We start from the raw sequence: 24,965 nt of genomic DNA, 5'->3' as shown, positions 1-24,965 counted from the left end.
AGGGCGGAAAGGTGACTCAAATGCACTGATGCTGTGACGGGTGTACTCGGTCCAGATAGCACGCCATTCGCAAGCAAGGACCTACGGTTGAAATCACCGTCACCACCCCCATATCAGTTTCCATCTGGGCATTTTCGCCCCGCTGCGTGGAGACTTTCCCCTTGACCACCATCGTTTCAGTACGCCGCCACGGCAAAGTCGTCATGGCCGGTGACGGCCAGGTTTCCCTGGGCAACACCGTGATGAAAGGCAACGCCAAGAAAGTGCGCCGCCTGTACCACGGTCAGGTCATCGCCGGTTTCGCCGGTGCCACCGCCGACGCCTTCACGCTGTTCGAACGCTTCGAAGCCCAGCTGGAAAAACACCAGGGCCACCTGATCCGCGCCGCCGTCGAGCTGGCCAAGGACTGGCGGACCGACCGCTCGCTGAGCCGTCTGGAAGCCATGCTGGCGGTGGCCAACAAGGACGCCTCGCTGATCATCACCGGTAACGGCGACGTGGTCGAACCCGAAGACGGCCTGATCGCCATGGGTTCCGGCGGCGCCTTCGCCCAGGCCGCCGCCCGCGCCCTGCTGCAGAAGACCGAACTGTCGGCCCGCGAGATTACCGAAACCGCATTGCACATCGCTGGCGATATTTGCGTGTTCACCAACCACAACATCACCATTGAGGAGCAGGACCTCGCCGAGTGAGCCTTGCCGGCCATCTCCGCCTGAGGACCCATTACCACCATGTCCATGACTCCCCGCGAAATCGTCCACGAACTCAACCGCCACATCATCGGCCAGGACGACGCCAAGCGCGCCGTGGCCATTGCCCTGCGCAACCGCTGGCGGCGCATGCAGCTGCCTGAAGAGCTGCGTGTCGAAGTGACCCCCAAGAACATCCTGATGATCGGCCCGACTGGCGTCGGCAAGACCGAAATCGCCCGTCGCCTGGCCAAACTGGCCAACGCGCCGTTCATCAAGGTCGAGGCGACCAAGTTCACCGAGGTCGGCTATGTCGGCCGTGACGTCGAATCGATCATCCGCGACCTGGCCGATGCGGCCATGAAGCTGCTGCGCGAGCAGGAGATCATCAAGGTTCGCCACCGCGCCGAAGACGCCGCCGAAGACCGCATTCTCGACGCTCTGCTGCCCCAGGCACGCACCGGTTTCGCCGAAGAGGCGGCATCGACCAGCGATTCCAACACCCGCCAGCTGTTCCGCAAGCGCCTGCGCGAAGGCCAGCTGGACGACAAGGAAATCGAGATCGAAGTCAGCGAGTCGGTGGGCGTCGACATTTCCGCACCGCCGGGCATGGAAGAAATGACCAGCCAGCTGCAGAACCTGTTCGCCAACATGGGCAAGGGCCGCCGCAAGACCCGCAAGCTCAAGGTCCGCGAAGCGCTGAAGATGGTCCGCGATGAAGAAGCCAGCCGCCTGGTCAACGACGACGAACTCAAGGCCAAGGCCCTCGAAGCGGTCGAGCAGCACGGTATCGTGTTCATCGACGAGATCGACAAGGTTGCCAAGCGCGGCAACGTCGGCGGTGCCGATGTGTCCCGCGAGGGCGTGCAGCGCGACCTGCTGCCGCTGATCGAAGGCTGCACGGTGAACACCAAGCTGGGCATGGTCAAGACCGACCACATCCTGTTCATCGCCTCCGGTGCCTTCCATCTGAGCAAGCCGAGCGACCTGGTCCCCGAGCTGCAGGGCCGTCTGCCGATCCGCGTGGAACTCAAGGCGCTGTCGCCACAGGACTTCGAGCGCATCCTCAGCGAGCCACACGCCTCGCTGACCGAGCAATATCGCGAGCTGCTCAAGACCGAAGGCCTGAACATCGAGTTCAAGCCCGAGGGCATCAAGCGCCTGGCGGAAATCGCCTGGCAGGTCAACGAGAAGACCGAGAACATCGGTGCGCGCCGCCTGCACACCCTGCTCGAACGCCTGCTCGAAGAGCTGTCGTTCAGCGCCGGCGACCTGGCCAGCAGCCCGGACGCCGCGCCGATCGCCATCGACGCCGAGTACGTCAACAGCCATCTGGGCGAACTGGCCAACGACGAAGACCTGTCGCGCTATATCCTCTGACACAGCCTCAGATGGCCAGCCTCAAGCCTCAAGCGGATCTTCCTGCCGCTTGAGGCTTGTCGCTTCTGACTGCCCCGCTTAAGCTGGCGCCATGACCAAGATCCCCACCGCCATCCAGCTGCACAAGGCGTCCAGAACGTTGACGCTCAAATACGCCAGCGGCGAGCAATTCGACCTGCCCGCCGAATTCCTGCGTGTGCACTCCCCCTCCGCCGAGGTCCAAGGCCACGGCAAGCCGGTACTGCAGTTCGGCAAGCTGGGGGTCGGCCTGACCAAGGTCGAACCCGCTGGCAACTACGCCCTCAAGCTGACCTTCGACGATGGCCACGACAGCGGTCTGTTCACCTGGGATTACCTCTACCAGCTGGGCCAGCGCCAGGCCGAGCTGTGGGACGACTACCTGCAGGAACTGAACCGCGCCGGCAAGAGCCGCGACCCGAACGAGCAGGCCGTCCGGCTGATGCTTTGATCCCCTGGCGCTGACCACGCACTTTCATAATCTGCGTCTATCCTTCCTTCCACCGTTTGCCGTATTAGTAAGCGGTTTCTAACTTGTTTTGCTTGAATGTGCCGCGCAGCGGCCCACGCATGGGCCGCTCGCCACCATGCAATCTCGCGTAACCATGATTTTCGGCACGTTCACTGCATCGTTTCGACGCAGCGGGAAGAGGGAAGCCAATACTGCAGTGGCACGGAGTGCAGCAGTTCAGACGCCTTCGTGTCGTTCGGCATGCCCATCGGCATTCGGCACACCAGCCATCATCGGTCACAAGAGCAGCAGTATCGGCTTCGTGCCTGTGCCCCACAGCCACGCCGATGCTCGTCTCAGGACAACGGAGCGTCGTAGATGAGTAACAAGAGCAACGATGACCTGCCGCGTCAGGCTTCTGAACACACGCTGGGTCTGAACCCGGTGGTGGGCCTGCGTCGCAAGGACCTGCTGAGCACCGCGCGCATGGTCATGCGCCTGGCACTGCGGCAGCCGGTCCACAGCCTCAAGCATGTCGCCCACCTGGGCCTGGAACTGAAAAACGTGATGCTCGGCCGTTCCAGCCTGCAACCGACTCCGGACGACCGGCGCTTCCAGGACCCCGCCTGGAGCCAGAACCCGCTGTACCGCCGCTACCTGGGGGTCTACCTGGCCTGGCGCAAGGAGCTGCACGACTGGATCGACGGCAGCAGCATGACGCCGCTGGACATCAGCCGCGGGCACTTCGTCGTCAACCTGATGACCGAAGCCATGGCACCCACCAACACCGCCGCCAACCCGGCGGCGGTCAAGCGCTTCTTCGAGACCGGCGGCAAGAGCCTGCTCGACGGCCTGTCGCACCTGGCCAAGGACCTGGTGCACAACGGCGGCATGCCCAGCCAGGTCAACATGGATGCCTTCGAAGTGGGCAAGAACCTCGGCACCACCGAAGGCGCCGTGGTGTTTCGCAACGAGGTGCTGGAACTGATCCAGTACAAGCCCATCACCGAACAGACCCACGAACGGCCGCTGCTGGTCATTCCGCCGCAGATCAACAAGTTCTACGTGTTCGACCTCAGCCCGGACAAGAGCCTGGCGCGCTTCTGCCTGAGCAGCAAGGTGCAGACCTTCATCATCAGCTGGCGCAACCCCACCAAGGCGCAGCGCGAGTGGGGGCTGTCCACTTACATCGAGGCGCTGAAGGAAGCCGTGGAGGTCATCACCGCCATCACCGGCAGCCCGGACATCAACATGCTGGGGGCCTGTTCGGGCGGTATTACCTGCACAGCATTGCTGGGCCACTACGCGGCACTGGGCGACCGCAAGATCAACGCCATGACCCTGATGGTCAGCGTGCTGGACACCACCCTGGAGAACGACGTGGCGCTGTTCGTCGACGAGCAGACCCTCGAAGCCGCCAAGCGCCACTCCTACCAGTCCGGCGTGCTGGAAGGTCGCGACATGGCCAAGGTATTCGCCTGGATGCGCCCCAATGACCTGATCTGGAACTACTGGGTCAACAACTACCTGCTGGGCAACGAACCGCCAGCCTTCGACATCCTGTTCTGGAACAACGACACCACGCGCCTGCCGGCCGCCTTCCACGGCGACCTGATCGAAATGTTCAAGAACAACCCGCTGACCCGGCCCAACGCCCTGGAAGTGTGCGGCACACCCATCGACCTCAAACAGGTGGACAACGACATCTTCTGCCTGGCCGGTACCAACGATCACATCACCCCCTGGCAATCCTGCTACCGCTCGGCGCGGCTGTTCGGCGGCAAGACCGAGTTCGTACTGTCCAGCAGCGGACACATCCAGAGCATCCTCAACCCGCCCGGCAACCCCAAGGCGCGCTACATGACCAACGAGGAACTGCCGCTGGACCCGGTCGCCTGGCAGGAAAATGCCACCAAGCACACCGATTCATGGTGGCTGCACTGGCAGAAATGGCTGGGCGAACGCTCCGGCGAGCTGAAGAAAGCCCCGGCCAGCCTGGGTAGCAAGGCTTATCCGGCCGGCGAGGCATCGCCGGGCACATACGTCCACGAACGCTAGACTTGAATGCAAGGGCCGCCGCCGGGTCACCGCCGGCGTGCGGTTCGCGCCATGAATGTCAGTCGCACGCCAGAGGCTAGGCCTCGGTCAGTCTGGGAAACGCGCAGCGCGGCTTTCCAGCGCATTAACCAACAGGGCTCCGGCATGCCACAACCCTTTGTATTCCGCTCGATCGACCTGGACGGCCATACGATCCGTACCGCCGTGCGGCCCGGCAAGCGCCATATGACGCCCTTGCTGATCTTCAACGGCATCGGCGCCAACCTGGAGCTGGTCTTTCCGTTCGTCGCGGCGCTGGACCCGGACATGGAAGTCATCGCCTTCGACGTGCCGGGTGTCGGCGGCTCGTCGACACCCAGCCGCCCCTATCGCTTTCCCGGCCTGGCCAAGCTGGCGGCGCGCATGCTCGACTACCTCGACTACGGGCAGGTCAATGCCATCGGCGTGTCGTGGGGCGGCGCGCTGGCCCAGCAGTTCGCCCACGACTACCCGGAGCGCTGCAAGAAACTGGTGCTGGCGGCCACTGCGGCGGGCATGGTGATGGTCCCGGGCAAGCCGCGGGTGCTGATGCTGATGGCCAGCCCGCGACGCTACATCCAGCCCTCGCACGTCATCCGTATCGCCCCGGAAATCTACGGCGGGGCGTTTCGCCGTGATCCGCACCTGGCAGCCAGCCACGCAGCCAAGGTCCGCTCGTCCGGCAAACTGGGTTACTACTGGCAGCTGTTCGCCGGCATGGGCTGGACCAGCTTCCACTGGCTGCACAAGATCCGCCAGCCGACACTGGTACTGGCCGGCGACGACGACCCGTTGATCCCGCTGGTAAATATGCGGCTGCTGGCCTGGCGTATACCCAATGCCCAGCTACACATAATTGATGACGGTCATTTGTTCCTGATCACCCGGGCTGAAGCCGTTGCCCCCATCATCATGAGTTTTCTGCAGCAGGAACGTCAGCGTGCGGTCATGCATCCGCACCCCACACCCGACACGCACTGAGCCAGCGGCGACGCGCGCGCCGCCAGACCCGTCTTACCCGCCGTGTGCCCTGACAGGACCGTCGACCGGCACAGGCCGGCGCCGCATGCGCGCGCCGCCCATCCACTGAAGGCTTGACGAAGGAGTGTTGCCCTCATGCGAGAAAAACCAGCGAAGATTGCCGAGAGCACTCCGGCAACCTACATCAATGCACAAAGCGCGATTACCGGCATGCGCGGCAGGGACCTGCTGTCCACCCTGCGCAGCGTGGCAGCGCAGGGCTGGCGGCACCCGTGGCGCAGCGCGCGCCACGCCGTAGCCCTGGGCAACCAGTTGGGGCGAATCATGCTGCTGGGTGACACCCCGCACGCCCACAACCCCAAGGACAGCCGCTTCAGTGACCCGACCTGGAGCCTCAACCCCTTCTACCGCCGCGGCCTGCAGGCCTACCTGAGCTGGCAGCAGCAGGTCCGGCACTGGATCGACGACAGCGACCTGCACAGCGACGACCGGGCCCGTGCGCATTTTCTGTTCAGCCTGATCAACGATGCCCTGTCGCCCTCCAACACCCTGCTCAACCCGCTGGCGGTCAAGGAGCTGTTCAACACCGGTGGCAGCAGTGTGCTCAAGGGCCTGAGCCACATGGCCAACGACCTGCTGCACAACAACGGCTTGCCCAGCCAGACCACCAAGGATGCCTTCGAGATCGGCCGGACCCTGGCCACCACCACCGGTGCGGTAGTGTTTCGCAATGAACTGCTGGAGCTGATCCAGTACAAGCCGATGAGCGAAAAGCAGTACGCCCGCCCGCTGCTGATCGTGCCGCCGCAGATCAACAAGTTCTATGTCTTCGACCTCAGCCCGACCAACAGCTTCGTGCAGTACGCGCTGAAGAATGGCCTGCAGACGTTCGCGATCAGTTGGCGCAACCCCGACGTGCGGCACCGGGAATGGGGCCTGTCCAGCTATGTGGAGGCCACCGAGGAGGCGCTGAACGTATGCCGGGCCATTACCGGCGCCCGCGAGGTCAACCTGGTCGGCGCCTGCGCCGGCGGCCTGACCATCGCTGCGCTGCAAGGTCACCTGCAGGCCAAGCGGCAGATGCGCCGGGTGGCGAGCGCCACCTACATGGTGAGCCTGCTCGACAGCCAGATCGACAGCCCGGCTACGCTGTTCATCGACGAAGAAGCCCTGGAGGCGGCCAAGCGGCGCTCCTACCAGCGCGGCGTACTGGATGGCAGCGAAATGAGCCGGGTGTTCGCCTGGATGCGCCCCAACGACCTGATCTGGACCTACTGGATCAACAACTACCTGCTGGGCAAGACACCGCCGCCCTTCGACATTCTGTACTGGAACAACGACACCACGCGCCTACCGGCTGCTTTGCACGGCGACCTGCTGGACTTCTTCAAGCACAACCCGCTCAACCACCCCGGCGGCCTGGAAGTGTGCGGAACGCCCATCGACCTGCAAAAGGTCACGGTCGACAGTTTCAGCGTGGCCGGTATCAACGACCACATCACGCCCTGGGATGCGGTGTACCGCTCCACGCTGCTGCTGGGCGGCGACCGGCGCTTCCTGCTGTCGACCAGCGGCCATGTGCAGAGCATCCTCAACCCGCCGGGCAATCCCAAGTCCAGCTTCATCGAGGGCAGCAGCCTCAGCGGTGACCCACGCGCCTGGTACTACGACGCCCAGCATCATGACGGTAGCTGGTGGCCGACCTGGCTGGCCTGGGTCCAGGAGCGTTCGGGCACCCAACGCGAAACCAGCATGACCCTGGGCAGCGACCGCTATCCCCCGATGGAAGCCGCGCCCGGTACCTATGTGCATGTGCGCTGAAGCAGAAGCCGTCCCGGCCAGAAAAACGACCCGAACAAGTAGACCGGATGAAAACCCGCGACCGCATACTCGAATGCGCCTTGGCGCTGTTCAACCGCAACGGCGAACCGAATGTCTCGACACTGGAAATCGCCAACGAACTGGGGATCAGCCCCGGCAACCTGTATTACCACTTCCACGGCAAGGAGCCGCTGGTACTTGGCCTGTTCGAGCGTTTCCAGGCCGAGCTGGCGCCGCTGCTCGACCCGCCGGCCGATGCTCGCCTGAACGCCGAGGATTACTGGCTGTTTCTGCACCTGATCATCGAACGGCTGGCCCACTACCGCTTCCTGTTCCAGGACCTGTCCAACCTGGCCGGGCGCCTGCCGAAGCTGGCGCGTGGAATCCGCAACCTGCTCAACGCCCTGAAACGCACCCTGGCGTCGCTGCTGGCGCGGCTGAAATCCGAAGGACAGCTGGTCAGTGATACCCAGGCACTCGGCAACCTAGTGGAGCAGATCACCCTGACAGTGCTGTTTTCCCTGGATTACCAGCGGATTCTGGGGCGTGACGGAGAAGTACGGGTGGTGGTCTACCAGATCATGATGCTGGTCGCCCCGCATCTGGTTGCGGGGTCACGACAGAGCGTGGAGCGGCTGGCCATGCACTACCTGGAGCGCTGACCCGCATGGCCCCGACCTGCGAAAGGCAGGTCGGGGCCACATGACTCAGGACTGGCTGGCCGGGGCCGAAGAACCTGTGGCAGGTGCCGGTGGCGCCGCAGGAGTGCTGGCGGCCTTGTTGTCCTGTGCATCGGCCTTCGCCGCAGGCTTGGCAGGCGCCTTGCGCGCCGCCGGTTTCTTCGCCGTCGAGGCCTTGGCGGCGGTCGACTTGGCCTTGCTCGCGGTGCTGGCAGCCGCTTTGCTGGCTGCCTCGACCGGCTTGGCGGCGGCTTTCTTCACGGCGGGCTTGGCCGCTGCGGTTTTCTCGGCAGCCTTGTCGGCGGTCTTGGCCACGCCTTTGGCGGCGGCCTTGACCAGCGGCTTGGCGACACTGCGCGGTGCGGCCTTGTCGGACACCGGGCGGGCCTTGGCACCGGTCAGTTGCTCGATCTGCCGGGTCAGCTGGTCGACCTTGTCGTGCAGGCTCTGCACTTCATGGCGGCTGGGCACACCGAGACGCGAGATGGCGCTGTTCAGGCGCTTGTCGAACGCACCTTCCAGCTCGTTCCACTTGCCAACGGCCATGTCCTTGACATCACCGACCCGGGACTTGCCGGCGCGTACGCTGCCCTTGGCATTCTCGAGTTTCTGTTCGACTTCGGCCTTGCTTTCCTTCTCGGCCTTTTCGCCATCCTTCACCAGCGTTTCGAACAGCTTGCTGCCGTCATTGCTGATCTTGGAGTAAGCACCCAAACCAGCCAGCCAGATCTGTCGCGAGTACTTCTCGATCTCGCCGATCCAGGAGCTGCCTTCTTTCTCGGTTTTTTTCTTGCCAGCCATCCCGCTCTCCTTCATTGATCAGACTCGACCCGCTCGAGCTGCTTGGGCTCATGGCGTTCGAGCTTCTTGGGTCCGACGCGTTCGAGCAATGCCGTCAGTTCATCGAGCTTAGCAGAGAGTGTCTCGACGTCATGGCGGGAGGGAATGCCGATGCGATTCAGGCCTCGTGCCACACGTCGATCGAAGGCGCCCTCGATGCGATCCAGCTGAGCTTCGATGCGTCCCTTCACACCCGACACCTCGCCCTTGAGCGAGTCGATCTCGCTGTTGGCGGCATCGAGGGTCTCGTCGACGGCCTTCTTGGCATCCTTCTCGGCACGCTCGCCGGTGCGGATCAGCTCCTTCACATACTCGGAGCCCTCATGATTGACCTTGGTGTAGGCCCCGAGGCCCGCCAGCCAGATCTTGCGGGCATAGCGCCGCACCTCGGTGAAGGTGCCTTCGGCTTCGTCTTCGATCTTTTTCTTCAGGTTTGCTTTGACCATGGTTCACCTCACGCTGGAAAGGTTGAAGAGAACATCCTTCGGAAAGATGAGGACCACGGTAGGCGGAAAAATTAGAAAGCACACCCTAGAGACGGGCAGCAGAGCGCTGGCAGGACCGGCGTCAGCGGGAAGCTGTCGCGGCTGAAGCCGCTTACAGCCACAACGCCTGCAATCGGCCTTCAGGCCGCCAGCTCGCGGTCCAGCACCCGCTCGATCTCGCTCTGGATCGCGCCGCTCATCGGCGACAGGAAGAAACTCAGCTCCAGCACGATACGCACCAGGTCGTCGCCCACTTCCAGGCGGCCCTTGGCGCCCTTGCCGCTGAGCTGCACGGTATCGCCTTCCCAGTCATGCTCCAGTCCATACTTGCTGGTCAGCTTCTGGACCAGTTGCTCGGCCCGCGCTCGGGCCTTGTCGCGGCCCAGGTGATGAGCGCGTTCCACGGTGATCTTCGACATGCCGGTGTTCCTCGTCAGGGTGACCAATCGTCGCGCCACTATAGCAGCCGGCGACCGCCTGGCATGCGGCTCGTCAAGACAAAGCCCGCACCGATGATTAGAATGGCCGCATTCCATTCCGGTGAGGCGATATGAACGATCAGCGCAAAGGCAGCGATGCCGAACCCACCACCCACTTCGGTTACCAGAACGTGCCGGAAAGCCAGAAGGCGGAGAAAGTCGCTGAGGTTTTCCACTCCGTGGCCGCCCGCTACGACCTGATGAACGACCTTCTCTCCGGTGGCATGCACCGGCTGTGGAAGCGCTTCACCATCGAGCTGTCCGGTGTACGCCCGGGCAACCGCGTGCTGGACATCGCCGGTGGCACCGGTGACCTGGCGCGCAAGTTCTCGCAACTGGTCGGCCCGACCGGCCAGGTGGTACTGGCCGACATCAACGCCTCGATGCTCAAGGTCGGTCGTGACCGCCTGCTCGACAAGGGCGTGTCGGGCAACATCGAGTTCGTCCAGGCCGACGCCGAGAAGCTGCCCTTCCCCGACAACCACTTCGACTGCGTGACCATCGCCTTCGGCCTGCGCAACGTGACCCACAAGGAAGACGCCCTGCGCTCGATGCTGCGCGTGCTCAAGCCGGGTGGCCGCCTGCTGGTACTGGAGTTCTCCAAGCCGACCAACAAGCTGATGTCCAAGGCCTATGACGCCTATTCCTTCGCCTTCATGCCGATGATGGGCAAGCTGGTCACCAACGACGCCGAAAGCTACCGCTACCTGGCCGAGTCGATCCGCATGCACCCTGACCAGGAGACCCTCAAGTCCATGATGGTCCAGGCCGGTTTCGACCGGGTTACCTACCACAACATGACCTCCGGTATCGTCGCGCTGCACCGGGGCATCAAGCCCTGATGCTGCTGCGAGGCTTGCTGGCCAGCACCGAGCACGGCATCAACCGCGTGCTGCGTCTCGACGCCACCGCCCTGCCGCGCCTTGGTGCGCTGGCGGGTTCGGTGATCGCCGTGGAAAGCCGCGACCCGACATTCAGGCTGTTCATCCTGCCCGGTGACGAAGGGCTGATGCTTGCCGCCGACTGGGCCGCGCCGGCCGACTGCACCCTGCGTGCGCCGGCCTCCAGTTTGCTGCGCCTGGCCCTGAGCCGCGACAAGACCGCCGTGCTGCACGGCCCCGATGTAGTGCTCGACGGCGACAGTGGCGTACTGCTGGAACTGGCCGGGATTCTCCAGGACCTGGAACTGGACTGGGAATATGAACTCTCACGTTGGCTGGGCCCGGTGGCTGGCCAGTTGCTGGGCAGCCACCTGCGCAGCCGGGCCAGCTGGACCCGCGATGCCCTGGGCAGCCTGGGGCAGAATCTGGCCGATTACCTGAGCGAAGAATCCCGCACCCTGGTGGGTCGGCATGAGGCCGAAGCGCATTTCAGCGAACTGGACCGCATCAAGCTGGATCTGGAACGCCTGGAAGCCCGCGTGGCCCGTCTCGCTCGCCCCACAAACCCCAGCGATAGCGATAACGCATGAAGTTGCTTGCCGTCCGCCGCCTGTTCCGCATCCAGCGTGTCGTAATCCGCTACCGCCTCGATGACCTGCTGTACGCCCTGCCACTGCCCTGGTGGCTACTGGCTACACGCTTCCTGCTGCCGTGGCGCTGGCTGCCGCGCAAGGCTTCGGCGCTGAGCCGGGGCGCACGCCTGCGCCTGGCCCTGCAGGACCTGGGACCGATCTTCATCAAGTTCGGCCAGTTGCTCTCCACGCGCCGCGACCTGCTGCCCGAAGACATCGCCGACGAGCTGATGCTGCTGCAGGACCGCGTGCCGCCCTTCGACCCGAAACTGTCCGTGCAACTGATCGAGGCCCAGCTTGGCGCGAAGGTCAGCGAAGTGTTCAGCCGCTTCGATGTCGAGCCGCTGGCCTCGGCCTCGGTGGCCCAGGTGCATGCCGCGCGCCTCAAGAGCGGCGAGGAAGTGGTGGTCAAGGTGGTACGCCCGGGCCTGCGCCCGGTGATCAGCCAGGATATGGCCTGGCTGTTCCTGCTGGCGCGCATCGCCGAGCGCGTGTCTGCCGACGCGCGCCTGCTGCATCCGGTGCAGGTGGTCGACGACTACGAAAAGACCATCTACGACGAACTCGACCTGCTGCGCGAGGCGGCCAACGCCAGCCAGCTGCGGCGCAACTTCGAAGGCTCCGACCTGCTCTACGTGCCGCAGGTCTACTGGGACTGGTGCCGCCCCAAGGTGCTGGTGATGGAGCGCATCTACGGCGTGCAGGTCACCGACCTGGCGACCCTGGCCGACCAGCGCACCGACATGAAGCTGCTCGCCGAGCGCGGCGTGGAGATCTTCTTCACCCAGGTGTTCCGCGACAGCTTCTTCCATGCCGACATGCACCCCGGCAACATCTTCGTCAGCACCGTCACGCCATGGAGCCCGCGCTACATCGCCATCGACTGCGGCATCGTCGGCAGCCTGACCCCGGAAGACCAGGATTATCTGGCCCGTAACCTGTTTGCCTTCTTCAAGCGCGATTATCGTCGGGTGGCGCAGCTGCACATCGACTCGGGCTGGGTGCCGGCCGAGACCAAGCTCAACGAGTTCGAGGCGGCGATCCGTACCGTGTGCGAGCCGATCTTCGAGAAACCGCTCAAGGACATTTCCTTCGGCCAGGTGCTGATGCGCCTGTTCCAGACGGCCCGGCGCTTCAACATGGAAGTCCAGCCGCAGCTGGTGCTGCTGCAGAAGACCCTGCTGAACATCGAGGGCCTGGGCCGCCAGCTGTACCCGGACCTCGACCTGTGGACCACCGCACAGCCTTTCCTGGAGCGCTGGATGCGCGAACGGGTCAGCCCGCGCACGCTGCTGGGCAACCTGCAGTCGCAGGTCGAACAGCTGCCGCACATCGCCAACATGACCCGCGACCTGCTCGAACGCCTGTCGCACCCGCATGCCAAGGACCCGCCACCGCCCCGGCAGGAAGGCCGCGACAGCTGGACCCTGCGCCTGCTCGGCGCGGCGCTGCTGGCCGGTGGCGCGATCCAGAGCTGGGCGTTGAGTGCGGCCGGCACGGCACTGCCAGGGCTGACCGGCGTTCCGGCCGGCATCATGCTGGTGGCGGGGCTGTATCTGATCGTGCGCCGATAGCCAGCCGCGCCTGTCGCTGGCACACTGTTCAATCCGCCGGGCCCCAAGCCCGGCTGTGGAGTAGATATGAAAGACTGGCTGGACGAGATTCACTGGAACAGCGATGGCCTGGTGCCTGCGATCGCGCAGGACCACAAGACCGGCCGTGTATTGATGATGGCCTGGATGAACCGCGAATCGCTGGCCCTCACCGCCGCCGAGAACCGCGCCATCTACTGGTCACGTTCGCGCGGCAAACTGTGGCGCAAGGGCGAGGAATCGGGCCATGTGCAGAAGCTCCACGAGCTGCGCCTGGACTGCGACGCCGACGTCATCATCCTGATGGTCGAGCAACTGGGCGGCATCGCCTGCCACACTGGCCGGGAAAGCTGCTTCTACCGCGTCTTCGAGAACGGCGACTGGAAAACCGTCGACCCGGTGCTCAAGGACCCGGACGCCATCTATCACTCTGGACACTGAACATGACCGATACCCTGTCCCGCCTGGCGGAAGTACTGGAATCGCGCAAGGGCGCGGCAGCCGACACCTCCTACGTGGCCAGCCTGTACCACAAGGGGCTGAACAAGATTCTGGAGAAGGTCGGCGAAGAGTCGGTCGAAACCATCATCGCCGCCAAGGATGCCGCCGTCAGTGGCGACTGCAGCGATGTCATCTATGAAACCGCCGACCTGTGGTTCCACAGCATGGTCATGCTCGCGGCCCTGGGCCAGCACCCGCAGGCGGTACTCGACGAACTGGACCGCCGCTTCGGCTTGTCCGGCCACGAGGAAAAGGCTGCACGCGGCACGGGCCAGGCCTGAGCCGACGTCTGAAACTTCAAGAGGATTGCTCGAAATGGGTATTTTTGACTGGAAACACTGGCTCGTCATCCTGATCGTCGTGGTACTGGTGTTCGGTACCAAGAAGCTCAAGAACCTCGGCACCGACGTGGGCGAGTCGATCAAGGGCTTCCGCAAGGCCATGAACGACGAAGAGAAACAGCCTGGCCAGGACAGCGCCCAGCCACAGCAGGCGCAAAGTGCTCCCCAGGGCAACCCGCAGACCCCGCCGCACACCATCGACGCCCAGGCGCAGAGGGTTCAGGAGCCGCAGCGCAAGGATCAGGTCTGATCCATGTTCGGCATCAGCTTCTCCGAACTGCTGCTGGTCGGCCTCGTGGCGCTGCTCGTGCTGGGTCCCGAGCGCCTGCCGGGGGCTGCACGCACCGCCGGGTTGTGGATCGGCCGCCTGCGTCGTAGCTTCAACGCCATCAAGCAGGAAGTCGAACGCGAGATCGGCGCCGACGAGATCCGTCGGCAACTGCACAACGAGCACATCCTGTCGCTGGAAGAAGAGGCCCGCAAGCTGTTCAACCCGCCCCAGGAAGAGGCGCTGAACCGTGACGCTGCCGCCGCCGAGCCGAACCCGCAACCGGTCGAACTGCAACCGCAAACCCCGGCAGCAGAGCCCGAAGCACCGGCCAGGCCGCGCCTGACCCTGGAAAAACAGCCCAAGCCCCAGGCGCCGATCAGCCCGGCGACCCCGGCGGCGTCCACCGAATCGTCACAGCCTTCGCGAGCCCCATGAGCGACATTCCGGAACACGACCAGCCCATGCCGCTGGTCTCGCACCTCACCGAACTACGCACCCGCCTGCTGCGCTGTGTCGCGGCCGTGTTTCTGATCTTCGCCTGCCTGTTCTACTTCGCCCAGAAGATCTACACCCTGGTGTCGGCACCGCTGCGCGCCTACCTGCCAGAAGGCGCGACGATGATCGCCACCGATGTGGCTTCGCCGTTCCTGACCCCGTTCAAGCTGACCATGATGGTCGCACTGTTCGCCGCGATGCCGATCATCCTCCATCAGGTGTGGGGCTTCATCGCGCCGGGGCTGTACAAGCACGAGAAGCGCATCGCCGTACCGCTGCTGATCTCCAGCATCATCCTGTTCTACACCGGCATGGCCTTCGCCTACTTCCTGGTGTTTCCGCTGATCTTCCACTTCTTCGCCAGTGTGACGCCCGAAGGCGTGGCCATGATGACTGACATCGCCAGCTACCTGGACTTCGTCATGACCCTGTTCTTCGCCTTCGGCGTGGCCTTCGAGATTCCGGTGGCCGTGGTGCTGCTGGTGTGGATCGGCGTGGTCGACGTCATCTACCTGAAGAAGATCCGCCCCTATGTGATCATCGGCTGCTTCGTGGTCGGCATGATCCTCACCCCACCGGACATCTTCTCCCAGACCCTGCTGGCGGTGCCGATGTGGCTGCTCTTCGAGCTGGGCGTGCTGTGCAGCGGCATGATCAGCAAGCGCGGCGAACATCCGGACGACCCCAAGCAAGACCAGCCGCCAGCGCCGCTGTCGTGAACCTGCTGCTGCTCGAGGAGGCCGACTTCATCGCGGCCGACCGGGTGATCCTGCGTGATCGCCGCCTGACCCACATGCAGGACGTGCAGCGCGTCGAAGTCGGCGACAGCCTGCGTGTCGGGCGCATCGGCGGCCTGCTCGGCCAGGCCGAGGTGCTGCGCCTGGAACCGCGTGAGGCCGAACTGCGCGTCACCCTCGGCAACCCGCCGCCGGCCAAGCTACCACTGACCCTGGTACTGGCCGTACCGCGCCCGAAGATGCTGCGCCGGGTGTTCCAGACCGTGGCGACCATGGGCGTACCGCGGTTGATCCTGGTCAACAGCTACCGGGTGGAAAAGAGCTTCTGGCAAACCCCCTTTCTGCAGCCCGAGAGCATTCGCGAAAACCTGATTCTCGGCCTGGAACAGGCCCGTGACAGCGTGCTGCCCGAAGTGCTGATCGAAAAGCGCTTCAAGCCCTTCGTCGAAGACCGCCTGCCCGACCTGGCCCGCGACACCCTGGGCCTGGTCGCCCACCCCGGGGACTTTCCGGTCTGCCCGCGCGCCGTGGAACATCCGGTAACCCTGGCCATCGGCCCCGAAGGCGGCTGGATTCCCTACGAGGTCGAGCTGCTGGGCAAGGCCGGTCTGGCGCCGGTGCAGATGGGTGAACGCATCCTGCGAGTGGAAACGGCGGTGACCGCCCTGCTGTCGCGGCTGTTCTAGCGCCGTTCCTGGCGCGGCTTGAGCCGCAGGACCACCTCATGCCCACTGTAGAGGCGGCGACAGTGCTGACCTTGTCGCGCCTGAGGCCCCTGCAACCGGATGCCCCGTGCCCTGCCCGCCCATCTCCCTGCGCAACGCCACGCCAGCGAGCGGCAGCGGTTTTTCGACGGCGCCAGCCGTCATTTAATTGACTGAGAGACTACAGTTTGCGGGGAAACGGCCGATGGCCTGAGACGTTCCTGCCTACGCCCAAGGAGTTCCCATGCAACGCTGGATCAGCGAGAGTCTCGCCAACGCAAGTGTCCGTATGAAGCTGGCCATCGGTTTCGGCCTGGTCGTGCTGATGACCTTGGCGATCAGCCTGACCGCCTGGCTGGGCATTCAGTCCCTGATCCAGCGCGCCGAGCGCATCGCCGCGATGTCCATGGTCAACCAGCGTACCCTGGAGCTGCGCATCGCTCGCCAGCGCTACGAGACCCAGGCGACACCGGAAGCCGCCAAGGCTGTCGAAGCGTCCATCAACGACATGGACAACTCGATGAAGAAGTCGCGCTCGCTGGCGCGCAGCCCGGGGCCGCAAAAGGCGCTGGATGCCCAGTTGCAGACCATCGTCGAATACCGCCAGGTCTTCGAAGAGATGCGCAAGGCCATCGAGACCCGCGAAGGCACGCGCAGCCTGATGGGCGACGCCGCCGACAGGGCCGTGGCCGAGGTCAACGCGATCGAGGCCGAACTGTTGAAGAACTTCGACATCCTGGCGTTCAACAACATCGTTGGCGTCAGCAAGCAGATCCAGCAGGCACGCTTCCAGGTGCGCGGCTACACCTACAGCGGTCGGGCGGAATTCGAGGCCAACGCCAATGCCGCCATCGATGAAGCGATGACCGGCATCAACACCCTGGCTGGCGATATTCCGGTGTCTTTCCTGCCGACCTTGCAGAAGGCACTGGAAGGCCTGAAAGGCTACCGTGCCGCCGTCGGCCAGTACCGTGACGCCCAGGCCCTGAGCAAGGCGGCCATGGAGAAGATGGCGGTACTGGGTGAACGTCTGATCAAGACCAACGACGAACTGATGGCGGAACAGAACCGCAACCGCGACCAGGAAAGTGCCGACGCGGTGAACAAGATCCTGATCGCCACCGTCCTGGCCGTACTGTTCAGCATCCTCGCCGCCTGGGTCATCACCCGGCAGATCACCAAGCCCCTGGAAGACACCCTGGAAGTGGTCGAGCGCGTGGCCTCCGGCGACCTCAGCCGCGACCTGAAAGTGGAGCGTCGCGATGAACTGGGCAAGCTGCAGGGCAGCATCCAGCGCATGACCTTGGGCTTGCGCGACCTGGTGGGCGGTATCCGCGATGGCGTGACACAGATCGCCAGCGCTGCCGAACAGCTCTCGGCGGTCACTGAACAGACCAGCGCCGGGGTCAACAGCCAGCGGGTCGAAACCGACCAGGTGGCCACCGCCATGCACGAGATGACCGCTACCGTTCAGGAAGTGGCGCGCAACGCCGAAGAGGCCTCGGAAGCGGCCGGTGCTGCCGACCAGCAGGCCCGCGAGGGCGACCGGGTGGTCAATGAGGCGATCAGCCAGATCGAGCGCCTGTCGTCGGCCATGGGCAACTCCAGCCAGGCGATGAGCGAACTGAAGCAGGAAAGCGACAAGATCGGCAGCGTGCTGGACGTCATCAAGTCGGTGGCCGAACAGACCAACCTGCTGGCCCTCAACGCCGCCATCGAGGCGGCGCGGGCCGGCGAAGCCGGGCGTGGCTTTGCCGTGGTGGCCGACGAGGTGCGCAGCCTGGCGCAGCGCACGCAGAAGTCCACCGAAGAGATCGAAGCCCTGATCGCCGGCCTGCAGAGCGGTACCCAGCAGGTGGCCAACATCATGGACAGCAGCCTGGGCCTGACCGGCAGCAGCGTTGAACTGACCCGCCGTGTCGGCTCCTCGCTGGAAAACATCACCCGCACCGTGTCGGCCATCCAGTCGATGAACCAGCAGATTGCCGCCGCGGCTGAAGAGCAGAGCGCGACCGCCGAAGAGATCAACCGCAGCGTGATCAACGTGCGCGACATCTCCCAGCAGACCTCCGCCGCCAGCGAGGAAACCGCCGCCTCCAGCGTCGAGCTGGCGCGCCTGGGCAACCATCTGCAGAACCTGGTCGGCCGCTTCAAGGTCTGAACCTGCGTGCCGCCCGGGCCACCGGGCGGCATAACGCGAGCGGTATCACACTCGCGCCGCGTTCGGAAATGCCCTACGACCTGTTCAGGTCACCCGCTCCCCCCTCCTGCCGATGCGCTCATGACGCATTCATAAGCAGGAGAATCCCGATGTTTTCACACCCTCAACGCTCGCTCGATAACCTGAGCGTCAAAGCCAAACTGTCGCTGGGCTTCGGCCTGGTGCTGAGCCTGACCCTGGCCATTACCCTCACCGGCTGGCATGGCCTGGACACCATGATCGAACGCTCGGAATCCATGTCGTCCATCGCCGGACTCGGCAGCCTGACCAAGGACCTGCGCAGCGAGCGCATTCTCTATCGCCTGAACAGTTCGCCGGAAACCGCCAGGCAAGTCGAAAAGCGCCTGGCCGAGCTGCAAGGCCAACTGGCCCCGCTGCGCCAGGCGATCGACAGCGAAGACAGCCTGACCCTGCTGAACACGCAAAATCGCCTGCTGAGCGACATGACCCGGACCTTCGAGGCGATGGGCAAGCAGCGCGAGAGCCGCGATCAGAGTGCGCAGCGCCTGCAGGAGCAGTCGGTGCAGGCCCTGGAAGCGGTGCGGCAGCTCGAAGGTGAAGTGCTCAAGGCGGTCAGCGAAGAGCAGGACAACGGCGAGCGCCTGCAAGAGCTGACCAACCTCAGCCAGTTGCGCCAGCAGATCCAGCTGGCGCGCTTTCAGGTCCAGGCCTACACCCTGAGCCGCAAGGCGCAGGATGAGGTCGCCGCCATGGCGGCCATCGACGAGTCGATCAAGGAACTCGCGCAGATCTCCCAGGACCAGGCCGACGAGAACATCCAGGCACTCAAGCCGGCCGAAACGGCCTTGCAGCACTACAAGACGCTGCTCGGCGAGTTTCGCGCCCTACAGGAGCAGGTCGAACAGAGTCGGCAGAACATGGATGCGCTGGGCGACCAGATGCTCGATTCGGTGGACAGCCTGGTACGTCAGCAAGGCACCCTGCGCGACCACGAGGCCACCGCTTCACGCACCCTGCTGGCCGGCGTGGCCGGCCTGGCGATGCTGCTCGGCCTACTGGCAGCCTGGGTCATGACCCGGCAGATTCTCTTGCCCTTGCGCCACGCGCTGTCAGCGGCACAGCGCATCGCCCAGGGCGACCTGAGCCGCGACCTGGATACCGCCCGGCGCGACGAGATGGGTCAGCTCCAGGCCAGCATCCAGACCATGACCCAGAACCTGCGCGGCCTGGTCAGCGGTATCGGCGACGGCGTCAGCCAGCTGGCCAGCGCGGCAGAACAGCTGTCGACGGTCACCGGGCAGACCAGCGCCGGGGTCAACAGCCAGAAGGTCGAGACCGATCAGGTCGCCACCGCCATCAATGAAATGGCCACCACTGTGCAACAGGTCGCCAGCAATGCCCAGGACGCCTCGCAAGCCGCCACTGAGGCCGACCAGCAGGCGCGCAACGGTGACCAGGTGGTGGGCGAGGCGATCACCCAGATCGAACACCTGGCGGCGGAAATGCTCAATGCCAGCGCGGCGATGGGGCGCCTGAAACAGGAAAGCCAGAAGATCGTCGGGGTACTGGACGTGATCAAGTCGGTGTCGCAACAGACCAACCTGCTGGCGCTCAATGCCGCCATCGAGGCCGCACGTGCCGGCGAGGCCGGGCGCGGCTTCGCGGTAGTCGCCGATGAAGTGCGCAGCCTGGCGCAACGCACCCAGGAATCCACCGAAGAAATCGAGGAACTGATCGCCGCCTTGCAGACCGGCACCCAGCAGGTGGCCAACACCCTGGACAGCAGCCGCCAGTTGACCGAGCAGAGCGTGGAGCTGAGCCGCAAGGCCGGCCAGGCCCTGGAGCGCATCACCCACACGGTGAATGGCATCCAAGACATGAACCGGCAGATCGCCACGGCCAGCGAGCAGCAGAGCGTGGTGGCCGAGCAGATCAACCGCAACGTGGTCAACGTTCGCGAAATCTCGGAACAGACCGCCACTGCCAGTGAAGAAACGGCCGCGTCGAGCGTCGAGCTGGCACGCCTGAGCACCCACCTGCGTGAGCTGGTGGGGCGTTTCCGGGTGTAGGCAATCGCGCAGCCATAAGCAAAACGCCCCTGGATCGACTCCAGGGGCGTTTCAGGTGACGCATCAGGCCGGCAGCGGTATCGGGTCGGCCTTGGCCGGTTGCAGCGGCAACAGCGGCGCATGCGGGTCGGCCTTGATCGAAGCCTGCCAGGCCGCCATCCAGTCCGGATGCCGCTGGTTCCAGACCTGCTCGTGCAGGCGCGACAGGGCCACCGGGTCGCTGAGCAGCATCAGCCGCTCATGGTTACCCAGCTTGTCCGGGCCGACTTTCAGCGCATGCTCCACCCGCTCGGCGCGCAGCGCCTCGATAGGCTCGGCCTGGCGATGCCGCGAGGTCGCCATGGCGCAGGCCAGGGCGTTCTGCTGCGGGTCGACCACGGCGCGCACGAAACCGTCCTTGAGCGCATGCCAGCGGTTCTCGTGGGTGTACTGGTCGGTGGAAACCAGCTCCTGCGGGGTGTCGTACTCCTCCGGAATCAGGAACAGCTTCTCGTCACGCGCCTTGAGCCCCAGGCCGGTACGGCTGGAAATCACCGACACCGGAATGGACAGCATCAGCGACACCACGATCGGCGCCAGCCACCACAGGAAGCTCGGGTTCAGCCAGGCTACCAGGGCGGTCCACAGCACACCCAACAGGGTCTGCGGGCCGTGGCGCTTGATGGCTTCGGACCACGGGGTGGAGTCGTCGTCACGCTGCGGCGAGTTCCAGGTCGCGGCCCAGCCAAGGAACGCGGCCAGTACGAAGCGCGTGTGGAACAGCATGCGCACCGGTGCCAGCAGCATCGAGAAGAGCATCTCCATGAGCATCGACACGGTGACCTTGAACTTGCCACCGAACGACTTGGCGCCCTGCGCCCAGATCAGGATGACGCTGAGCAGCTTGGGCAGGAACAGCAGCACGATGGTGGTGGAGAACAGCGCGATGGCCTTTTCCGGGTGCCACTGCGGCCACAGCGGATACAGCTGGCGCGGCTCCAGGAAGTAGGTCGGCTCCATCAGGGTGTTGACCGCCAGCAGCGCGGTGGACAACACCAGGAACAGGAACCACAGCGGCGCCGACAGGTACGACATGACCCCGGTGAGGAACACCGCACGGTGCACCGGGTGCATGCCCTTGACCAGGAACAGGCGGAAGTTCATCAGGTTGCCGTGGCACCAGCGACGGTCACGCTTGAGTTCGTCGAGCAGGTTCGGCGGCAGTTCTTCGTAGCTGCCCGGCAGGTCGTAGGCAATCCACACGCCCCAGCCGGCACGGCGCATCAGCGCGGCTTCGACGAAGTCGTGAGACAGGATTGCACCGGCGAATGCACCCTTGCCCGGCAATGGCGCCAGGGCGCAGTGCTCGATGAACGGCTTCATGCGGATGATCGCGTTGTGCCCCCAGTAGTGGGATTCCCCCAGCTGCCAGAAGTGCAGGCCGGCGGTGAACAACGGACCGTAGACACGGGTGGCGAACTGCTGCAGGCGTGCATAAAGCGTGTCCATGCCCGACGCCTTGGGCGCGGTCTGGATGATCCCGGCGTCTGGCGTGGCCTCCATCAGGCGCACCAGGCTGGTCAGGCACTCGCCACTCATCACGCTGTCGGCGTCCAGCACCACCATGTAGCGGTAGTCGCTGCCCCAACGGCGGCAGAAGTCATCGAGGTTGCCGCTCTTGCGCTTCACACGACGGCGACGGCGACGATAGAAGATCTTGCCGAAACCGTTGGTCTCACGGCACACGTCCAGCCAGGCCTGTTGCTCGGCCACGGCGATGTCGGTGTCGTTGGTGTCACTGAGCACGAAGAAGTCGAAACGGTCCAGGTCGCCCGTGGCGGCCACCGATTCGAAGGTGGCCCGCAAACCGGCGAACACCCGTGGCACATCTTCGTTGCAGATTGGCATGACCAGCGCGGTGCGGGCACCCGGCTCGATCGGCTCGTTGCCGGCGCTGGCGCCGGAAATGCGGTACTTGTCACGCCCGGTGAGCAGCTCCAGAAAGCCCATCAGGGCAGTCCAGAAGCCCGCCGATACCCAGCAGAACAGAATGCCGAACATCAGCAGAATGGTGGTCTGCAGTGCATAGGGCAGCACTTGCCAGGCTGTCTGCACGAAGGTCTGGCGGGTGATTTCATCCAGCGAAACCAGCGACCAGCCCTGATACGGCAGGATGCCTTTCATGTACCAGCCGGCCACGGCGGTCTGGCCAAGCATCAGCAACAGCAGGATATAGCGGCGGATCGAGCCGACAGTACGCCAGCGCGACTTGGGCAGGTCCCGCGGCAGGTCGCTACGGTCCGGCTTGGGCGGGTTGCTGCGACCGGTCAGGCGTCGCCAGCCGCGCACCAGAATGTTGGTGCGCCAGGGTTCAGGCACCACACGAGTACGGTTGATCGGCGGAGCGACCTTGAGGCGAATGCGCCCGTTGGCGTCGACGTCGAGCATTTCGGCTTCGCGCAGCTCGTCGGCGGTCGCCAACGTCAGGCGCGTGCCCACCGAGGCCTGGGCGGCCTCGCTGGAAACGCCGTCCGAATGCGCGGCCAGACGCTGGTGCAGTTCGGCGAAAGACTTGCAGCTGGCCAGTTCGGCCCGCTGCTCGTCACTCATGGGCAGATGTGCCAGGTACTCGTTGAGCGACTCTGGCACCGATACGGAATTACTCATCGCTTGGCAACTGGTAGCTCCAGGTCTCGGTCAGGACTTGCAGGGTCTTGGCCGGCTCTGGATGGGTGGGCGCAGCCTCGGCTGCTGGTTGCTGGGTCTCTTTACCGGCGGCATTGGCGTCTTTGCCCGCCTCGGCCTTGGCCACTTCCGGCTTGCCGGCTTCAGGCTTGGCGGCTTCGGGCTTGCCCGCTTCCGGCTTGCCAGCTTCCTGCTTGGCGACTTCGGGCTTGGCCGCTTCAGGCTTGGCCGCTTCAGGCTTGGTCTCGGCGCTCTTCACGGCCTCGGCCTTGGCCACGGCTTTCTCGTCCTTGACCGTTTCCTTGGCAGCGGACTTGGCCGGAGCCTTCTTCTCGTCCTTCTCGGAAACCAGCAGTGCAGGTTCCTTGCCCGGTTCGGCCGGTACTTCACGCAGCAGGTAGGCACGCATCTCGACCGGCTTGCTGGCGTCCTTGACCTTGATACGCAGGCTCAGGCGGTAGCCCTTGGTCACCGGGTTGTAGCGCAGGCTGTTTTCGACCAGCTCGGTGTTGTCGTCGGTGGTCACCTGGCTGCGGATGCTCTTGTCTTCCGGCTGAGCGGCCAGTACCGGGCCGACGAAGTCGACCTGGAAGGCCAGGCTGCCGTCAGGCTGGCGAATCAGGTTGGCCTGGCGCACGTCGCCCATGGAGCGCAGGGTCTGCTTGACCCAGCCCAGGTCTGGCGAGTGGATGGAGTTTTCATCCATGGTCCAGTGAATGCGGTAGCTGAACTCCAGCGGCTGGCCGGGTTCTGGCAGACTTTCCGGACGCCAGAAGGCGACGATGTTGTCGTTGGTTTCGTCCGCAGTCGGGATCTCGACCAGCTCGACCGCACCCTTGCCCCAGTCACCGCGAGGCTCGATCCAGGCGCTTGGACGCTTGTCGTAGCGATCGTCGAGGTCTTCGTACTGGCTGAAGTCACGACCCCGTTGCAGCAGGCCGAAACCGCGCGGGTTTTCCACCGAGAAGCTGCTGACGGAGAGGTGTTTCGGGTTGTTCAGCGGACGCCACACCCACTCCCCATTGGCTGCCTGGATCGACAGGCCGCTGGAGTCGTGCAGTTCACGGCGGTAGTTGGACATGCGCGGCGGCTGGTGGGTGCCGAACAGGAACATGCTGGTCAGCGGCGCGATGCCGAGCTTGGTGACCTTGTCACGCAGGAACACGCGCGAACGCACGTCGATCCGGGTATCGCTGCCCGGGCGCAGGATGAACTGGTAGGCACCGGTCGCACGCGGCGAGTCGAGCAGCGCGTAGATCACCAGGTGGTTGTCATCCGGACCGGGCTTCTCGATCCAGTATTCCTTGAAGCGCGGGAATTCTTCACCCGACGACACGGCGGTATCGATGGCCAGGCCGCGGGCGGACAGGCCATAGACCTGGCCCTTGCCGACGGCGCGGAAGTAGCTCGCGCCGAGCATGGTCATGACTTCGTCGAGCTTGTCGTCTTTGTTGATCGGGTACAGCACGCGGAAACCGGCGTAGCCCAGCTTCTCGGTGGATTTGGGGTCGAACTTCAGTTCGCCGAAATCGAAACGCGCCGGGTCGTACTTGATCTCTTCGACGGTCGTGGCGGTGACTTCGTTGATCTTCACCGGCGTATCGAAGTGCATGCCCTGGTGATAGAAGGACAACTTGAACGGGGTCTTGTCGTCCGCCCATTCGGCCTTGCTTTCACGGAAGCGGATCTTCTGATAGTCCGCGAACTTCATGTCACGGAATTCGCTGGGCAAGTTGCTCTTCGGAGCTTCGAACTTCTGCCCGGCCAATTCCTTGGCTTTGGCCGCTACATCATCAAGGTTGAATGCCCACAACTGGCCGGAACCGAACAGGCACAGCATCGCCGTGCTTGCCAACAGCGCAGTGCGCAGCCGCTTGACAGGTGTCTTTGGAGCATCACAGGGACTTACAATCACGAGCAACCCTCGCCGAAAACAGATGAAAAAACCAACGGCCAGCTATCCAGTGCCGGTTGGCGAGCATTGTTCGGACTCCGA

The 24,965-nt window shown here is 64.3% G+C and carries 23 protein-coding genes and 1 pseudogene; 19 read left to right on the top strand and 5 right to left on the bottom strand.

The window, feature by feature from the left end; genetic code table 11:
* Positions 1-161: 161 nt before the first annotated feature.
* The 7 genes from hslV (at position 162) to RRX38_RS18115 (ending at position 8,078) form a co-directional block, all read left to right on the top strand.
* Positions 162-692 (top strand): ATP-dependent protease subunit HslV, encoded by a 531-nt coding sequence (hslV, locus tag RRX38_RS18145; protein ID WP_295471709.1) that lies wholly within the window; start codon positions 162-164, stop codon positions 690-692.
* Positions 693-731: 39 nt separating this feature from the next.
* Positions 732-2,069, top strand: coding sequence for an ATP-dependent protease ATPase subunit HslU (gene hslU / locus RRX38_RS18140; RefSeq protein ID WP_295471711.1), 1,338 nt, complete (start codon positions 732-734; stop codon positions 2,067-2,069).
* A gap of 91 nt (positions 2,070-2,160) precedes the next feature.
* Positions 2,161-2,538, top strand: coding sequence for a DUF971 domain-containing protein (locus RRX38_RS18135; RefSeq protein WP_295471713.1), 378 nt, complete (start codon positions 2,161-2,163; stop codon positions 2,536-2,538).
* Between the two features lie 378 nt (positions 2,539-2,916).
* Entirely contained in the window at positions 2,917-4,596 is a 1,680-nt protein-coding gene (gene phaC / locus RRX38_RS18130) for a class II poly(R)-hydroxyalkanoic acid synthase (RefSeq protein ID WP_315960162.1), read from the top strand.
* Positions 4,597-4,740: 144 nt separating this feature from the next.
* Positions 4,741-5,595, top strand: coding sequence for a poly(3-hydroxyalkanoate) depolymerase (gene phaZ / locus RRX38_RS18125; RefSeq protein ID WP_295471716.1), 855 nt, complete (start codon positions 4,741-4,743; stop codon positions 5,593-5,595).
* Between the two features lie 135 nt (positions 5,596-5,730).
* Complete coding sequence (gene phaC / locus RRX38_RS18120; RefSeq protein WP_315960161.1) at positions 5,731-7,416, top strand: class II poly(R)-hydroxyalkanoic acid synthase; 1,686 nt, start codon at positions 5,731-5,733, stop codon at positions 7,414-7,416.
* A gap of 47 nt (positions 7,417-7,463) precedes the next feature.
* Positions 7,464-8,078 carry a TetR/AcrR family transcriptional regulator gene (locus RRX38_RS18115; protein ID WP_315960160.1) on the top strand — a complete coding sequence of 205 codons (615 nt, stop codon included), beginning with the start codon at positions 7,464-7,466 and terminating at the stop codon, positions 8,076-8,078.
* A 45-nt stretch (positions 8,079-8,123) separates the two neighbouring features.
* Here RRX38_RS18115 and RRX38_RS18110 read toward each other — a convergent pair whose 3' ends face one another.
* The 3 genes from RRX38_RS18110 to RRX38_RS18100 form a co-directional block, all read right to left on the bottom strand.
* The gene (locus RRX38_RS18110) at positions 8,124-8,897 is read right to left on the bottom strand and encodes a phasin family protein (protein ID WP_315960159.1); all 774 of its coding nucleotides are present in this window, start codon (positions 8,895-8,897) and stop codon (positions 8,124-8,126) included.
* A gap of 11 nt (positions 8,898-8,908) precedes the next feature.
* Positions 8,909-9,382, bottom strand: coding sequence for a phasin family protein (locus RRX38_RS18105; protein WP_295471723.1), 474 nt, complete (start codon positions 9,380-9,382; stop codon positions 8,909-8,911).
* 179 nt (positions 9,383-9,561) lie between these two features.
* Positions 9,562-9,840 carry a polyhydroxyalkanoic acid system family protein gene (locus RRX38_RS18100; protein WP_315960158.1) on the bottom strand — a complete coding sequence of 93 codons (279 nt, stop codon included), beginning with the start codon at positions 9,838-9,840 and terminating at the stop codon, positions 9,562-9,564.
* Positions 9,841-9,971: 131 nt separating this feature from the next.
* Between RRX38_RS18100 and ubiE the strand changes: the two genes are divergently transcribed.
* The 12 genes and pseudogenes from ubiE (at position 9,972) to RRX38_RS25095 (ending at position 20,305) form a co-directional block, all read left to right on the top strand.
* Positions 9,972-10,742: a bifunctional demethylmenaquinone methyltransferase/2-methoxy-6-polyprenyl-1,4-benzoquinol methylase UbiE gene (gene ubiE / locus RRX38_RS18095; RefSeq protein ID WP_315960157.1), complete on the top strand. Its 771-nt coding sequence runs from the start codon at positions 9,972-9,974 to the stop codon at positions 10,740-10,742.
* Complete coding sequence (locus RRX38_RS18090) at positions 10,742-11,371, top strand: SCP2 domain-containing protein (protein WP_315960156.1); 630 nt, start codon at positions 10,742-10,744, stop codon at positions 11,369-11,371. The genes ubiE and RRX38_RS18090 overlap by 1 nt, the downstream gene beginning before the upstream one ends.
* Entirely contained in the window at positions 11,368-12,987 is a 1,620-nt protein-coding gene (gene ubiB / locus RRX38_RS18085) for a ubiquinone biosynthesis regulatory protein kinase UbiB (protein ID WP_315960155.1), read from the top strand. Before RRX38_RS18090 ends, ubiB begins: the two co-directional genes overlap by 4 nt.
* Before the next feature lie 66 nt (positions 12,988-13,053).
* Complete coding sequence (gene hisI, locus RRX38_RS18080; protein ID WP_315960154.1) at positions 13,054-13,446, top strand: phosphoribosyl-AMP cyclohydrolase; 393 nt, start codon at positions 13,054-13,056, stop codon at positions 13,444-13,446.
* 2 nt (positions 13,447-13,448) lie between these two features.
* Positions 13,449-13,787, top strand: coding sequence for a phosphoribosyl-ATP diphosphatase (locus RRX38_RS18075; protein ID WP_315960153.1), 339 nt, complete (start codon positions 13,449-13,451; stop codon positions 13,785-13,787).
* A 34-nt stretch (positions 13,788-13,821) separates the two neighbouring features.
* On the top strand, positions 13,822-14,097 hold the full coding sequence (locus RRX38_RS18070) for a twin-arginine translocase TatA/TatE family subunit (protein ID WP_315960152.1): 276 nt from the start codon (positions 13,822-13,824) through the stop codon (positions 14,095-14,097).
* Between the two features lie 3 nt (positions 14,098-14,100).
* Positions 14,101-14,553, top strand: a complete 453-nt coding sequence (gene tatB / locus RRX38_RS18065) for a Sec-independent protein translocase protein TatB (protein ID WP_315960151.1) — start codon at positions 14,101-14,103, stop codon at positions 14,551-14,553.
* The gene (gene tatC, locus RRX38_RS18060) at positions 14,550-15,332 is read left to right on the top strand and encodes a twin-arginine translocase subunit TatC (protein WP_315960150.1); all 783 of its coding nucleotides are present in this window, start codon (positions 14,550-14,552) and stop codon (positions 15,330-15,332) included. The genes tatB and tatC overlap by 4 nt, the downstream gene beginning before the upstream one ends.
* Positions 15,329-16,036, top strand: coding sequence for a 16S rRNA (uracil(1498)-N(3))-methyltransferase (locus RRX38_RS18055; RefSeq protein ID WP_315960149.1), 708 nt, complete (start codon positions 15,329-15,331; stop codon positions 16,034-16,036). The genes tatC and RRX38_RS18055 overlap by 4 nt, the downstream gene beginning before the upstream one ends.
* A gap of 262 nt (positions 16,037-16,298) precedes the next feature.
* Positions 16,299-18,215, top strand: coding sequence for a methyl-accepting chemotaxis protein (locus RRX38_RS18050; protein ID WP_315960148.1), 1,917 nt, complete (start codon positions 16,299-16,301; stop codon positions 18,213-18,215).
* A 68-nt stretch (positions 18,216-18,283) separates the two neighbouring features.
* Positions 18,284-19,447 (top strand): annotated as a pseudogene (locus tag RRX38_RS25100) (methyl-accepting chemotaxis protein); the annotation flags it as partial.
* The gene (locus RRX38_RS25095) at positions 19,442-20,305 is read left to right on the top strand and encodes a methyl-accepting chemotaxis protein (protein ID WP_410524917.1); all 864 of its coding nucleotides are present in this window, start codon (positions 19,442-19,444) and stop codon (positions 20,303-20,305) included. The pseudogene RRX38_RS25100 and the gene RRX38_RS25095, both read left to right, overlap by 6 nt.
* Positions 20,306-20,368: 63 nt before the next feature.
* On the opposite strand, the gene mdoH is transcribed toward RRX38_RS25095, so the two are convergent.
* Positions 20,369-22,951: a glucans biosynthesis glucosyltransferase MdoH gene (mdoH, locus tag RRX38_RS18040; protein ID WP_315960146.1), complete on the bottom strand. Its 2,583-nt coding sequence runs from the start codon at positions 22,949-22,951 to the stop codon at positions 20,369-20,371.
* Positions 22,944-24,890: a glucan biosynthesis protein gene (locus RRX38_RS18035; RefSeq protein WP_315960145.1), complete on the bottom strand. Its 1,947-nt coding sequence runs from the start codon at positions 24,888-24,890 to the stop codon at positions 22,944-22,946. Before RRX38_RS18035 ends, mdoH begins: the two co-directional genes overlap by 8 nt.
* Positions 24,891-24,965: the final 75 nt, after the last annotated feature.

Origin of the sequence: Pseudomonas sp. DTU_2021_1001937_2_SI_NGA_ILE_001 (genome assembly GCF_032463525.1) — a bacterium.
Taxonomy (GTDB): domain Bacteria; phylum Pseudomonadota; class Gammaproteobacteria; order Pseudomonadales; family Pseudomonadaceae; genus Aquipseudomonas.
This window is presented reverse-complemented; position numbering and strand designations above follow the sequence as displayed.